This is a genomic window from Pseudomonas sp. GW821-FHT05D12 (assembly GCF_059419825.1).
On the sequence record NZ_JBWKSN010000004.1, the window covers coordinates 345,358 to 358,343 of the forward strand.

At 64.7% G+C, this 12,986-nt stretch carries 11 protein-coding genes; 7 read left to right on the forward strand and 4 right to left on the reverse strand.

Features of this window, described 5'->3' with window-relative positions:
• The first annotated feature begins 1 nt into the window (after position 1).
• The 3 genes from AC07SI_RS09585 to yghU are packed head-to-tail and all read left to right on the forward strand — an operon-like array spanning position 2 to position 3,448.
• The gene (locus AC07SI_RS09585) at positions 2–1,171 is read left to right on the forward strand and encodes an efflux RND transporter periplasmic adaptor subunit (RefSeq protein ID WP_495005610.1); all 1,170 of its coding nucleotides are present in this window, start codon (positions 2–4) and stop codon (positions 1,169–1,171) included.
• Positions 1,164–2,609 (forward strand): efflux transporter outer membrane subunit, encoded by a 1,446-nt coding sequence (locus AC07SI_RS09590; protein ID WP_083221434.1) that lies wholly within the window; start codon positions 1,164–1,166, stop codon positions 2,607–2,609. Before AC07SI_RS09585 ends, AC07SI_RS09590 begins: the two co-directional genes overlap by 8 nt.
• 2 nt (positions 2,610–2,611) lie before the next feature.
• Positions 2,612–3,448 carry a glutathione-dependent disulfide-bond oxidoreductase gene (yghU, locus tag AC07SI_RS09595; protein WP_106804398.1) on the forward strand — a complete coding sequence of 279 codons (837 nt, stop codon included), beginning with the start codon at positions 2,612–2,614 and terminating at the stop codon, positions 3,446–3,448.
• 553 nt (positions 3,449–4,001) lie between these two features.
• Here the strand turns inward: yghU and AC07SI_RS09600 are convergent.
• From AC07SI_RS09600 to AC07SI_RS09610, 3 genes are read right to left on the reverse strand one after another with little or no spacing between them, the layout of a single operon-like run.
• Positions 4,002–4,928: a sugar ABC transporter substrate-binding protein gene (locus tag AC07SI_RS09600; protein ID WP_495005611.1), complete on the reverse strand. Its 927-nt coding sequence runs from the start codon at positions 4,926–4,928 to the stop codon at positions 4,002–4,004.
• A gap of 19 nt (positions 4,929–4,947) precedes the next feature.
• Positions 4,948–5,727, reverse strand: a complete 780-nt coding sequence (locus AC07SI_RS09605) for a TIM barrel protein (protein WP_106804396.1) — start codon at positions 5,725–5,727, stop codon at positions 4,948–4,950.
• The gene (locus AC07SI_RS09610) at positions 5,724–6,743 is read right to left on the reverse strand and encodes a Gfo/Idh/MocA family oxidoreductase (protein WP_495005612.1); all 1,020 of its coding nucleotides are present in this window, start codon (positions 6,741–6,743) and stop codon (positions 5,724–5,726) included. Before AC07SI_RS09610 ends, AC07SI_RS09605 begins: the two co-directional genes overlap by 4 nt.
• A 184-nt stretch (positions 6,744–6,927) precedes the next feature.
• On the opposite strand from AC07SI_RS09610, the gene AC07SI_RS09615 reads away from it, so the two are divergent.
• On the forward strand, positions 6,928–8,892 hold the full coding sequence (locus AC07SI_RS09615) for a sigma-54 interaction domain-containing protein (RefSeq protein WP_495005682.1): 1,965 nt from the start codon (positions 6,928–6,930) through the stop codon (positions 8,890–8,892).
• 235 nt (positions 8,893–9,127) lie between these two features.
• Here the strand turns inward: AC07SI_RS09615 and AC07SI_RS09620 are convergent, their stop codons facing one another.
• Positions 9,128–10,177: a LacI family DNA-binding transcriptional regulator gene (locus AC07SI_RS09620; RefSeq protein ID WP_065905835.1), complete on the reverse strand. Its 1,050-nt coding sequence runs from the start codon at positions 10,175–10,177 to the stop codon at positions 9,128–9,130.
• A 162-nt stretch (positions 10,178–10,339) separates the two neighbouring features.
• Between AC07SI_RS09620 and AC07SI_RS09625 the strand changes: the two genes are divergently transcribed.
• The 3 genes from AC07SI_RS09625 to AC07SI_RS09635 are packed head-to-tail and all read left to right on the forward strand — an operon-like array spanning position 10,340 to position 12,985.
• Positions 10,340–11,434, forward strand: coding sequence for a fatty acid desaturase family protein (locus AC07SI_RS09625; protein WP_495005613.1), 1,095 nt, complete (start codon positions 10,340–10,342; stop codon positions 11,432–11,434).
• A 28-nt stretch (positions 11,435–11,462) separates the two neighbouring features.
• Entirely contained in the window at positions 11,463–11,789 is a 327-nt protein-coding gene (locus AC07SI_RS09630) for a MocE family 2Fe-2S type ferredoxin (protein ID WP_065905839.1), read from the forward strand.
• The gene (locus AC07SI_RS09635) at positions 11,786–12,985 is read left to right on the forward strand and encodes an NAD(P)/FAD-dependent oxidoreductase (RefSeq protein ID WP_495005614.1); all 1,200 of its coding nucleotides are present in this window, start codon (positions 11,786–11,788) and stop codon (positions 12,983–12,985) included. Before AC07SI_RS09630 ends, AC07SI_RS09635 begins: the two co-directional genes overlap by 4 nt.
• Position 12,986 lies beyond the last annotated feature (1 nt).

The following is a 12,986-nucleotide window of genomic DNA, read 5'->3' on the forward strand; positions in this document are numbered from 1 at the left end:
CATGTCCGTTGCTCTTTCCAAACCAAAGTCTTCCCGTGGCCTGCTGTGGCTGATCGTGGGCGGGGTGGTCGTGGTGCTTATCGTTGGGGTCGGCATCGGCGTGCGCGCCAGTGAGTCGCGGGACCTCAAGACCTGGACCGACGCCCAGGCCTTGCCCAGCGTGACCCTGATCAAACCGGTGGTCATCGCCCAGGGCCCGGTGCTCAATCTGCCGGGGCGCATGGAGGCATATTCGCGCGCGTCGATCTTTGCGCGGGTCAATGGCTACCTGAAATCCTGGAACGTCGACATCGGTACTCGCGTCAAGGCCGGGCAGGTGCTCGCTGAAATCGACACCCCCGAACTCGACCAGCAGTTGCTGCAGGCCCGCGCCACGCTGGCGTCGGCCCAGGCCGATGCGAACCTGGCCCAGACCACCGCCAAGCGCTGGCAGGCCATGCTGTCGACCGACTCGGTGTCGCGCCAGGACGTCGATGAGCGCACCGGTGACCTGGCCGCCAAGCAGGCCAAGGTGGCGGCGGCCAAGGCGAACGTCGACCAATTGGTCGCGACCAAGGGCTTCCAGCGCCTGGTGGCACCCTTTGCCGGGGTGGTCACCGCGCGCAGCACGGATGTCGGCGCGTTGATCAGCGCCGGCGGCACGGCCGGCAAGGAGCTGTTCGCGGTGGCCGATGTCAGCCGCCTGCGCGTCTACGTGCAAGTGCCGCAGACCTTCTCACCGCAGATCCGCGAAGGCACCACTGCGCGCTTGAGCGTGCCGGAATACCGTGGCGAAACCTTCACCGGCAAGGTGATCGCCACCGCCGATGCGGTGAACGCGGCGTCCGGCAGCACCCTTGTGCAGTTGCTGGTCGACAACCCCGGTGGACGGCTCTTGCCCGGCGGCTACACCAGCGTGCAGTTCGACCTGCCGGTGCAGGCCGACGTGGTGCGCGTGCCGTCCAGCGCGTTGGTGTTCGATGACAAGGGCATGCGCGTCGCGACCCTGGATGCGCGGGACCACGTGCGTTTCAAGACCGTGAGCATCGCCCGCGACTTTGGCGACAGCGTGGAAATCGCCAGTGGCCTGCAAGCCGCCGACCGCGTGATCGACACGCCGCCGGATGGCCTTGCCGATGATGATGCGGTGCAATTGGCCGCCGCGCCGGTCGAGGTCAAACCCCATGGCTAAGCCTACGTTGCTGGCCCTGGCCGCCTGCCTGGGCCTGGGCGCCTGTTCCCTCGCACCACCACTCAAGGTGCCGCCCACGCCGGTGGCGGCGCAGTTCCGCACCCAAGGCCCATGGACCGTCGCCAGCCCCGACGACCAGGCCAACCGTGACGGCTGGTGGCGCCTCTACAACGACCCGCAGCTGGAGACGATGGAGCAACAGTTGCTGCGCAATAATCCGGACCTCAGCGCGGCGCTGGCGCACTATCAGCAAGCGCAGGGCTATGTGGCCCAGGCGCGCTCGGGGCTGTTCCCGACGGTGTCGGCGATTGGCAACGGCCAGCGCATTCGCCAGTCGGACACCAAGCCGCTGCGCTCGGCGACCTCGCCGGATATTTACAACTCCGCGACCCTGGGCCTGGAGGTCGACTATGAAGTCGACTTGTGGGGCCGCGTGCGCGACACCGTTGCCGCCGGCACCAGCGATTCCGAAGCGGCCAAGGCCGACCTCGCCTCGGTGCGCCTGAGCCTGCAGGCGCAACTGGCCGACAGTTACCTGCGCCTGCGCGGCATCGACTGGCAGAACCAACTGCTGGCGCAGAGCCGCGACGCCTACGCCAAGGCCTTGAGCCTGACCGAAGGCCTGCACGGCGGCGGTATCGTCTCCGGGCTGGATGTGGCGCGGGCGCGCACGCAGCTGTCGACGGTCAAGTCGCAGTTGAGCCAGAGCCAGGTGCAGCGCGCGCTGCTCGAGCATTCGATCGCGGCGATGCTCGGCGAGTCGGCGTCGACCTATAGCGTGGCGGTGAATGTCGCGCCGATAGCCTTGCCGACGGTGCCGACCGGCGTGCCGTCCAGCCTGTTGCAACGGCGCCCGGATATCGCCGCTGCCGAGCGCCGGATCGCGGCCGCCAATGCGCGTATCGGCGTGGCCAAGGCCGCGTGGTTTCCGCAGATCACCCTGAGCGCGCAGGGCGGTTATCAAAGTGATGAGTTTGCCCGCCTGCTGAGTGCGCCGAACCTGTTCTGGGCGATTGGCCCGTCGCTGGTGGGCACGCTGTTCGACGGCGGCGCGCGCCAGGCGCAGGTGGACATTGCCAAGGCTGCCACCGATGAAGCGGCGGCCAAATACCGCGGCGTGGTGTTGGCGGCGTTCGAGCAGGTCGAAGACAACCTGTCGCAGCTCGCCGGCCTGGGCGCTGCCCTGGAGGATCAACGTGATGCTGCCGCTGCGGCGCAATACGCCGAGGACCTGTCCACCTCGCGTTATCGCCAGGGCGCGGTGGCCTATCTGGACGTGGTGACCGCCCAGGTGGCGGCGCTGGACGCCAAGCGCAGTGTATTGCAACTGCAAACCCAGCAATTGAGCGCTAATGTGGGCCTGATCAAGGCCCTGGGCGGCGGATGGAACGTGGCCCAACTGGCGACATCGAACAGTACTGAAACCAAGGAGAAGTAAGCATGACCGACTACGTACCCCCGAAGGTCTGGACCTGGGACACCGAAAGTGGCGGCACCTTCGCCAGTATCAACCGGCCCATCGCCGGCGCGACGCACGAAAAGGTCTTGCCGGTGGGCAAGCACCCGCTGCAGCTGTACTCCCTGGCCACGCCCAACGGGCAGAAGGTCACCATCCTGCTGGAAGAGCTGCTGGCCCTGGGGCACACCGGCGCGGAATACGACGCCTGGCTGATCAAGATCGGCGACGGCGACCAGTTCGGCAGCGGCTTTGTCGCGGTCAACCCGAACTCGAAGATTCCGGCCTTGATGGATCACAGCGGTGCGCAGCCGATCCGCGTGTTCGAGTCCGGCGCGATCCTGCAGTACCTGGCGGAGAAGTTCGGGGCATTCTTCCCGACAGAGCCCGCCGCGCGTGCCGAGTGCCTGTCGTGGCTGTTCTGGCAGATGGGCAGCGCGCCGTACCTGGGCGGTGGTTTCGGGCATTTCTATGCCTATGCGCCGAGCAAGATGGAGTACGCGATCAACCGCTTTGCCATGGAAACCAAGCGGCAGCTGGATGTGCTGGACCAGCGCCTGGCGGTGAGCGAGTACATTGCCGGGGATGAATACACCATCGCCGACATTGCGATCTGGCCCTGGTATGGCGGGTTGGTCAAAGGCCGCTTGTATGGGGAATCGGCGGAGTTCTTGTCGGTGCATGAATACAAGCACGTACTGCGCTGGGCCGAGGCGATCGAAGCGCGACCTGCCGTGCAGCGCGGGCGGCGGGTGAACCGAGTGTCCGGGGCGCCGGAAGAGCAGCTGGCAGAGCGGCACGCTGCGAGTGATCTGGACTGACAGCCGGTGAGCGTGTGGCCGGCCTCAATCCTGTGCCTGGCCCAGGTTCCACAGTTTGTGGAGAGGCTGGCCTGATTCTTGTGCCTTGCACAGTTTCACTGTGGGAGCGGGCTTGCTCGCGAAGGCGGTGAGTCAGTCAACCATAATGTAGCTGACCCACCGCCTTCGCAGGCAAGCCAGCTCCCACACTGATTTGTGGCTGGACTGAATTCTGTGACTGGCTCAGTTCCCACAGTTTGTGGAGGGGCAGGCCTGATTCCTTTGCCTGACGCAGTTCCACTGTGGGAGCGGGCTTGCTCGCGAAGGCGGTGTGTCAGTCAACCATGATGCAGCTGACCCACCGCCTTCGCAGGCAAGCCAGCTCCCACACTGATTTGTGGTTGGACTGAATTCTGTGCCTGGCTCAATTCCCACAGATTGTGGAAGGGCTGACCTGATTCCTGTGCCTGACACAGTTCCATTGTGGGAGCGGGCTTGCCCGCGAAGGCGGTGGGTCAGTCAACCATGATGTAGCTGATCCACCGCCTCCGCATGTGGATCTTCATGTACCCGCCTATTTGTAGCGCTGTTCGAACACCGCCACCTGCTCGGGCTTGATCAATTCGAACGGCACCCACACTTCCGATTCAATCGGTTCACCCTTGATCATCCGGAGCGCCGAATGCACCGCTTGGGTGGCCTGGGCCTTGGGGTCCTGGAACACTGAGGCAGTGAGCAACCCGCGCTTGATCGCGGCCAAGCCATCGGGCAAGCCGTCGATGCCGACGATTGCAATCTCGCCCTTGGCCTTGCCCGCCTGCTGCAATGCCATGGCGGCGCCGATCGCCATTTCATCGTTATTCGCCACGATTGCGTCGAACGGCGTGCCCGCCAGCAGCCAGTTGCTGGTCAGGTCCATGCCTTTGCTGCGTTGCCATTCGGCGCTCTGCTGCTCGACGATGTTGATACCGGGAAAGTCCTTGAGTACCTGCTTGACGCCTTCGGTGCGGTCATGGGTGGCGTTCTGCGCGAGGTCGCCCATGATGATCGCCACATTGCCCTTGCCACCGAGTTTTTCCGCCAGGTAGCGCATCTGCAGTTGCCCGGCCTCGATATCGTTGGAGGCCACGGTGACCACGCCCTTGGGCAGCGTGCGTTCGTCCGGGTGACGGTTGACGTACACCAGCGGGATTTTGCTGGCGACGGCGGCGCGGGTCATGTTGGCGGTGGCCGAGGTGTCGACCGGCAGCACGATCACCGCATCGACTTTCTGGTTGAGGAAGCCTTCGACCTGGTTGAGTTGGCGCACCACATCACCCTGGGCGTCCTCGAACTGGATCTGCACGTCCTGTTGTTTGGCGGCGGCTTCAAGGCCGGTGCGCACGTAGGTCATGAAGTTATCGTCGACCCGCGCGATGCTCACGCCGATGCGGTACGCGGCGAAGCTCCATTGGCTGAACAGCAGGAGAAATGCGGCAACGATCAATGAATAGCGATGCATGAGAATGTTCCTTTTATTGTTATAGGGTGAACGCTTGACGGAACCGCTCCAGGGCCAGCTCGCTGTCGCCGCTGGCCCAGCCTTCGAGGCCGACCACGCCGGTATAACCCATGGCGTGCAAGGCCCTGGCGATGGCCGGGTAGTGGATCTCGCCGGTGCCCGGCTCCTGGCGCCCGGGCACGTCGGCTACCTGGATTTCACCGATGGCGCTGCCGGCACGCTGGATCAGTTCGATCAGGTTGCCTTCGCCGATCTGCGCGTGGTACAGGTCCAGGTTCATCTTCAAGTGCGGGCTGCCAACGGCTTCGATCAGCGCCAGGGTCTCGTCGGCGCGGGCGAACGGCACACCGGGGTGGTCGACCTCGGTGTTGAGGTTTTCCAGCAGGAACACACGACCGGCGTCTTCGCCCAGGCGTGCGATTTTTTCCAGGGTCTTGCACGCGCTCAGCCACATGCGCCCGGTGGTCTGGTTGACGGGCCGCACCGGCAGGCCGCCTTCACCCAGTCCGGTACCGTGCAGGTTGAGGCTCGGGCAGTTCAGCTGCGCAGCCACGCCCAGGGACTCGCGTGCGCTGTCGAGCAATGACCGGATGCCGTCGGGGTCGGTGAGGGTGCCGCTGATATAGCCGGTCATGGAGGTGAAGTCGGCGCCGGTGGCGGCCAGTGCGGCGATATCCTTGTCGGTCCAGCTCCAGATTTCGGCGCTGAAACCCAGTGCATGAATGCGCTGTACGCGTTCGACAAACGGCAGGTCGAGAAACACCATCTCCGCGCTGATCGCCAGTTTGAACGGGATCATCGGCGGGCTCCCTGCACGGCCACGGCCTTGCCGGTTTCAAACGACTCGATGCAGGCGCGGGCAATTGCCAGGGCTGAGCGCGCGTCTTCGCCGCTGGCCAGGGGCTGGGCGCCGGTGCGCAGGCAGTCGACAAAATGGTTGAGCTCGGCGATGTAAGCGTCGCGCAACAGGTCAGTGTCCATGCGCTGCGTGTCGGCCTGGATGCCCTCGGCGAGGTAGCGCACCAGGTCCGACTCGTTGAGGCTGCCCATGCTCAGCATGCCCGCGCTGCCGAACACTTCGCCGCGCACGTCGTAGCCATACACCGCCTGGAAGTTGGCTTCGGCGGTGGCAATCGCACCGTTGTCAAAGCGGATCGCAACCACGGCGGTGTCGAGGAACCCTTTGCTTTTGTATTCCGGGGCGATCAGCGCGTCGGCCATCACATACACCTGCAGCGCTTCGGCGCCGGGGTTGAGGTAGCGCAGGGTGTCGAAGTCGTGGATCAGGGTTTCCAGGAAGATCACCCACTGCGGCGAGTTGGCCGGGTTGTTCAGCGCCGGGTCGCGGGTCAACGAGCGCAACAGCTGCGGTGTGCCGATACGCCCGGCCGCCACGTCGAGGTGCGCGGTGCGAAAGCTCTTGGCGAATCGTCGGTTGAACCCGACCTGTAGCGGAACCTGCGCATCGGCAGCGGCGGCGATGGCGCGGTCGGCTTCATCGAGGGTGATGGCCATGGGTTTTTCACAGAAGATGCCCTTGCCGGCGCGCGCGGCGCGGATCACTAGTTCGGCATGGCTGCGGGCCGGGGCGGCGATGAGCACGCCGTCAATGTCCGGGTCGTCGAGCAACTGCTGCGGGTCGGTGTAGACCTTCTCCACGCCCAGTTCCGCCGCCAGGCGTGCGGCTTGGCCTGGGGTCGGGTCGGCAATGGCGGCCAGGCAGGCGCCGGGGATATGTCGGGCGGCGGTAAGGCCGTGAAAGCTGCCCATGCGACCGGCACCGATCAAACCCAGGCGGATGTTCTGTGTATTCATGAAGTGACCCCTTTTTTATTGTTGGCCCCAGGACGGTCCTGGCAGGCACAGGGGCGGGAGCAAAGCCTGTGCCAATTCACAAGTCATTGATGTGTAAGGATTAATTAATATAAATAAACAAAATGTGTTCATTTAAATGACATGTCTATACTGACATGTCAAAAATCTACACATGGATAATCCGATGAGCATGGCGTTCAGCGTGCAAGACCTCGACTACCTCACGGCCCTCGGCCCGGCGGCGCTCAACGACGGCCCGGTGGCCGCGCTGGAGCACGCGTGGCAGGCTTGCCGGAGTGGCCAGGTCGAACGCCCGGCGGCGGTCCGCCAGGTGATTTGGGATTCATGGCGGCGCAGCGTCGAGGCCGGGATCGACCCGGCAGACAACGCCTACCGCTTTGCCAGCGCCGATACGCTTGCCGCCACCCTGGCCAGCCATCGCGTGCTGATCGCCGCAGCAGCGCAAGTCATGCATGGGCTGCTGGCCTACAACCCGCGCGGCCACATCAATCTCACCGATGCCGATGGCATCACCCTGTATTTCTGTGGGCTGGATATCACCCCCGTTGGCAGTCGTCTGCTTGAGTCGGTCCAGGGCACCAACTGCACCGGCCTGGCGCTGGCCGAGGACCACCTGGTGTACGTGCTGGCCGAGGAAAACTTCGCCAGCGGCCTGCGCCAGCGCCGCATGCACTGCGCCGCGGCGCCGATCAAAAACGCCCAGGGCCAGACGCTGGCCATGCTGACCCTGACCGCCGAACCCGGCTGGTTTCACTTTCATACCCTGGGCACGGTGCAGGCGGCGGCCGAGGCGGTGTCGCGGCAAATGGCTCTGCAAGGGTTGTTGGAAGAACAGCAAACGGTGCTCGAAGTGCTCAACGAAGGATTGGTGGTGCTGGATGAGCGTGGCTGCATCAAGGCCCTCAACCGTTATGCCCGGCAGTTGTTCGGCGTGGGGCTGGAACTGCTTGGCCAGCCGTTCCAGCGCCTGGGCCGCAGTGAATTGAGCGACGCGCTGGGTGAGGCGGTTCGCGATCTTGACTGCACCTTTCACCTGCACAACCGCAGCCAACTTGCGTGCCTGGTCTCGGTGTGCCCGCTGGAGCAGGGCGGGGTGATCGTGTCCCTGCGCGAAAACCGGCGCATCCGCGAGATCACCCGGCGCATCGTCGGCACCCAGGCGAGCTACACCTTCGACACCATCCAGGGCACCTCGCGGGCCATCCAGGACGCGCTGCACCTGGGGCGCATCGCCAGTCGCAGTGAGTCCACCACGCTGATCCTCGGCGAAAGCGGCACCGGCAAGGAGCTGTTCGCCCAGGCCATCCACAATGCCAGCGACCGTGCCAATGGCCCGTTTGTGGCGGTCAATTGCGGCGCGATCCCACGGGACCTGGTGCAAAGCGAACTGTTTGGCCACGTCGAAGGGGCCTTCACCGGCTCGGCCCGTGGCGGCTCGGCGGGCAAGTTCGAATTGGCGGATGGCGGCACGATTTTTCTCGACGAAATCGGCGACATGTCCTTCGACGCCCAAGTCAGCCTGTTGCGAGTGTTGCAGGAGGGCGAAATCACCCGCGTCGGTGCAAAGAACTCGCGGCAGGTGGACGTGCGCATCATCGCCGCCACCCACCGCAACCTCAGCCAGGCAGTGGCCGAGGGTGCATTCCGTGAAGACCTCTACTACCGCCTCAACGTGCTGAACCTGACCGTGCCGCCCCTGCGCATGCGCCGTGAAGATATCCCGTTGCTGGCGCGGCACTTTCTTGCGCGCTGTGCGCGTTCGCTGCGTAAAACGGTGCAGGGCTTTTCCCCCGAAGTGCTGGAAATGCTCTCGACCTACGCCTGGCCGGGCAATGTGCGTGAGCTGGAAAACAGCGTCGAGCGCGCCACCAACCTGGCGACGGGCGAACTGATCCAGGCGGCCGATCTACCCCTGGAAACCAGACCGCGCGCCACGCTGCGCCACTACGAACCCCAGCCCGCCCAGGACCTGAGCAGCCACGAAATGCACGCCATCGTCGCCGCACTCACCACCACCCGCGGCAACATCCGCCTGGCCGCGCGGCAACTGAACGTGTCGCGGGGTGGGCTGTACAACAAGATGAGCCGGTTTGGCCTGAGTGCCGCAGATTTTCGCAGCCCCCTGTAGGCGTGGGCAGGTAAGGATCGATGGCGCGGTCTTGCGGGGCAGCGCACCCCAAGATGCTCCGAACACAGAGCCACCCTAAACGCAGACGGGCCACCGATTCCAGCAGCGGCGAGGATTGTCCCAGATGGCCTCGCTGGCCCTTTGCAAACCATGAAAAAACGCTCCTCACCGATCGTTCCCGCGCTCTGCGTGGGAATGCCTCAACGGACGCTCCGCGTCCCCCAAGCACCAGCCCTCAAGCCCCCATGTTCTCCGACGTCACGATCTGCGGCGCTATATGCACCCGATGCCGCAGCGGATCAAACCCTTCGCCACTTTGCAATTGCACCAGCAACTGCACCAGTGCGTGCGCTGTCTGCCGGGGCTGTGAGTCCATCACCACATCGATCAGGCCCTGGCTCAGTGCCTGGCGGGACAGCGCGGTGGACTCCTGCAGGATGCTGCACAGCGTCGGGCGCTTGGGCAGTTGCGCCAGGGCGTTGATCACGCCGTCGCCGCCACCGCCGACCACGCACAGGCCGCGCAGGTCGGTGTGGCGGGTGAGCAGGTCGAGGGTGGCTTCTTCGGTGATATCGCAGTTGTCGAGGTTGATCAGCGGCTCAAGCGGCTTGAGGCCCGGCGCGTGTTCGGCGAGGTAGCTGTGCAGGCCTTCGACCCGCGCCTGGTGACCGAGGAAACGGTGGCCACCCAACAGGATCCCGACGCTGCCCTTGCGTGCGCCGCAGGTGCGGGCGAGCAGCCAGCCCATGGTGCGTCCGACCACGTGATTGTCCTGGCCGACATAGGGCTCGACGCCGTGTTCATGGATATCCGAAAGCAACGCGACCACCGGCACGCCGGCTGCGCGGATTTGCGCCAGGCAGGCGTTGATCAGCGGATGGGCAAAGCTGACCACCGCGAGCGCATCGCATTGCACGGCGAGTTGCTCGATCTGCGCGACGATGGCGCTGGGTGTGCGGTCGTTGATGTAGTCGAACTGACAGGTCAGGTTGGCCGTGGCGTGGTGCTGCGCGGCGTCGCTGATCGAGTGTGCGAGGTTGGCGTAGAACGCCTGGGCGGTGCCCAGCAGCAGGATGCCGAAGCGGTAGGTGGGACGGCGTTCGCGAATGCGTTGGCCGATCAGTCGCGCGGCGAAATAGCCCACGGCTTCGGCGGCCTGGAACACCTGTTCGGCAGTGTCCGGATTGACCGGCGCGCGCGCGTTCAGGACCCGGTCGACGGTGGCCACACTGAGGCCCGCCTGGGCGGCCACGGTGGCGATGGTCGGGCGTTTATTGTTGTTCATCACAGGCCCCTTGAGCGTCTTGATAGAAAACTATCAAGCCCCGCTGGGCCTGGATGATAGCTTGATAGGGAATGGATTCAAGGCCTTGAGGGTGATTTACCCAGGCTCTATGGTTTCTTTCGCAAGGCACCTGAACACCCACGCTTGCGGAGAACAATAACAATGCCTGGACACACCGCTCATCCCACCCGTCGTGACTACAGCCTGACCGGCCCTGAGGCTGCCCGCGCGGCGGAAAAAGGCCTGGTCTCGGCCAGTTGGTACCAATCGCCGATTTCGCGTAAACGCATGAAAGAATTGATGCAGCGCCGCGACGGCCCGGCCTTGCTCGACACCGCCCTCTGGATCTCGGCGCTGCTGGTCACCGGCTTTGGCGGCTACTGGTTCTGGGGCTCATGGGCCTGCGTACCGTTCTTCATGGCCTACGGCGTGCTCTACGGCACGGCGTCCAACCCGCGCTGGCATGAAACCGGCCACGGCACCGCGTTCAAGACCCGCTGGATGAACGACGCGCTGTACCAGGTGGCGAGCTTCATGTGCATCTTCGAACCCCATGTGTGGCGCTGGAGCCATGCCCGGCATCACACCGACACCATCGTTGTCGGCCGCGACCCGGAGATCGTCGAGCCGCGCCCGCCCAGCCTGTGGATGATGTTTCTCAGCCTGTTCAACCTGCCGCTGGCCTGGAAAACCTTCAGTGGCGTGGCCCGCCATGCCATCGGCCAGATGAGTGCGCAGGAGCAGGACTTCATCCCCGAATCCGAGTGGCCCAAGGTGTTTCGCGCCGCGCGTATCTGGGTCGGCATTTATGCGCTGGTCATTGGCACTGCGCTGCACCTGCACAGCTGGCTGCCGCTGATGCTGGTGGGCCTGCCGAGCCTCTATGGGGCCTGGCTTGGCTACCTGTTCGGCCTCACCCAGCACGTAGGCCTGGCCGAAGATGTGCTGGACCACCGCAGCAACTGCCGCACCATCTACATGAACCGGGTGCTGCGCTTTATCTACATGGACATGAACTACCACCTCGAGCACCACATGTACCCAATGGTGCCGTACCACGCCCTGGTGCAGCTGCATGAAGAGATTCGCGGCGACTGCCCGCCGCCGTACGCGAATATCCTCGAGGCGTACAAAGAGATCCTGCCGACGATCTGGAAGCAGCGCAGCGATCCCACGTACTTCGTGCAACGCCCGATTGGCCAGCGCACCGAGCCCGCCGCCACGAACGCCGTGCATGCAGAAGCCACTGCAGGCTGAGCCCCTTTAAAAACAAGAGATAATCGCCATGAACGATCAATGGATCGACGTCTGCGCCGTGGGCGAAATAGACGAAGAAGACGTGATGCGCTTCGACCACGGGCCACATACCTATGCGGTGTATCGCTCGGCCGAGAATGAATTTTTCGCCACCGCCGGCCTGTGCACCCACGAAAAAATCCACCTCGCCGATGGCCTGGTGATGGACCACGTGATCGAGTGCCCCAAGCACAACGGGCGTTTCGATTACCGCTCCGGCAAGGCCCTCGGCGCGCCGGTCTGCGTCAATCTCAAGACTTATCCGGTGCGGGTCGAAGCGGGGCGGGTGTTGCTCGCCGTCACGGCCGCAGGATGAACGACGCCCTGATCATCGTCGGCGCCGGCCATGCCGGTGGCCGTGCGGCGCTGACCCTGCGCGAAGAAGGCTACAGCGGGCGCCTGATCCTGATCGGCGATGAAGCGCATTTGCCCTACGAGCGGCCGCCGCTGTCCAAGGGCTTGTTGCAGGGCAGCATCGATCTGGCGGGGTGCAGCCTGTGCGACGAGGCGCGGCTGGCCGAGTTGGACATTGAACACATCGCCGGCAACCCGGTGCGCCAATTGGACCCCGCGCAGCAGCGCCTGCAATTGGCCGACGGCCAGTGGCTGGCCTATGCCGGGTTGCTGCTGGCCATCGGGGGCAGGGCACGCCGCCTGCCCCACGCCCAGGCGAATGTGTTGTACCTGCGCACCCACGATGAAGCGCTGGCCCTGAAAGCCGCGTTGCGCCCTGGCGCCCGGCTGGTGGTGATCGGTGGTGGCTTTATCGGCCTCGAAGTAGCGGCAACGGCGCGCAGCCTCGGGTGCCACGTCACGTTGCTGGAGGCCGGTCCACGCCTGGCCGGGCGCGTGCTGCCGCCGGTCATCTCTGAAGCCTTGCTGGACGTGCACCGCCTTCACGGCGTGGAGGTGCGCTTGAATGTGGCCCTGGAGTCCATCGACGTTGACGCGGTGGTGCTGGTCGATGGGCAACGGTTGCCCTGCGACCTGGTGGTGGTCGGTATCGGCATGCAGCCCAATATCGAATTGGCTGCAGCGGCGGGCTTGGACGTCGGGCAGGGCATTCGTGTCGACGCACACTTGCGCACCAGCGCGCCGAATGTCTACGCGGCCGGCGATGTCTGCGAGTTTCGCCTGGACGGCGAGTATCAGCGCCAGGAAACCTGGCGCAATGCCGAGGCCCAGGGCCGGCACGCCGCGCTGAACCTGCTGGGGCGCGAGCTGGCGTTCGAGTCGCTTCCCGGTTTCTGGTCCGACCAGTACGACTGGGGCTTGCAGACGGTCGGCGTGAGCACCGCGCTGACCGTCAGCCGACCCCTGCCCACGGGCGGCCTGCTGCTGTTCTACCTGGATGCCGAGCACCACCTGCAAGGCGCATGCGGCTGGGCGCCGGGCAACAGCGTGGCCAAGGACATCAAGCTCTGCGAACGGCTGATCAGTGCACGCATCCCGCTCAACCCCACCAGCCTGGCCGACCCCGACCTGTCGCTTAAACAATTGCTGCGAGGCTGAT

What these genes read in the sequence shown, in the direction of transcription:
- AC07SI_RS09625 (WP_495005613.1), top strand. Translation starts at nt 10,340, where the DNA reads ATGCCTGGACACACCGCTCATCCCACCCGTCGTGACTACAGCCTGACC.
- AC07SI_RS09635 (WP_495005614.1), top strand. Translation starts at nt 11,786, where the DNA reads ATGAACGACGCCCTGATCATCGTCGGCGCCGGCCATGCCGGTGGCCGT.
- AC07SI_RS09590 (WP_083221434.1), top strand. Translation starts at nt 1,164, where the DNA reads ATGGCTAAGCCTACGTTGCTGGCCCTGGCCGCCTGCCTGGGCCTGGGC.
- AC07SI_RS09610 (WP_495005612.1), bottom strand. Translation starts at nt 6,743, where the DNA reads ATGAATACACAGAACATCCGCCTGGGTTTGATCGGTGCCGGTCGCATG.
- yghU (WP_106804398.1), top strand. Translation starts at nt 2,612, where the DNA reads ATGACCGACTACGTACCCCCGAAGGTCTGGACCTGGGACACCGAAAGT.
- AC07SI_RS09615 (WP_495005682.1), top strand. Translation starts at nt 6,928, where the DNA reads ATGAGCATGGCGTTCAGCGTGCAAGACCTCGACTACCTCACGGCCCTC.
- AC07SI_RS09600 (WP_495005611.1), bottom strand. Translation starts at nt 4,928, where the DNA reads ATGCATCGCTATTCATTGATCGTTGCCGCATTTCTCCTGCTGTTCAGC.
- AC07SI_RS09620 (WP_065905835.1), bottom strand. Translation starts at nt 10,177, where the DNA reads ATGAACAACAATAAACGCCCGACCATCGCCACCGTGGCCGCCCAGGCG.
- AC07SI_RS09630 (WP_065905839.1), top strand. Translation starts at nt 11,463, where the DNA reads ATGAACGATCAATGGATCGACGTCTGCGCCGTGGGCGAAATAGACGAA.
- AC07SI_RS09585 (WP_495005610.1), top strand. Translation starts at nt 2, where the DNA reads ATGTCCGTTGCTCTTTCCAAACCAAAGTCTTCCCGTGGCCTGCTGTGG.
- AC07SI_RS09605 (WP_106804396.1), bottom strand. Translation starts at nt 5,727, where the DNA reads ATGATCCCGTTCAAACTGGCGATCAGCGCGGAGATGGTGTTTCTCGAC.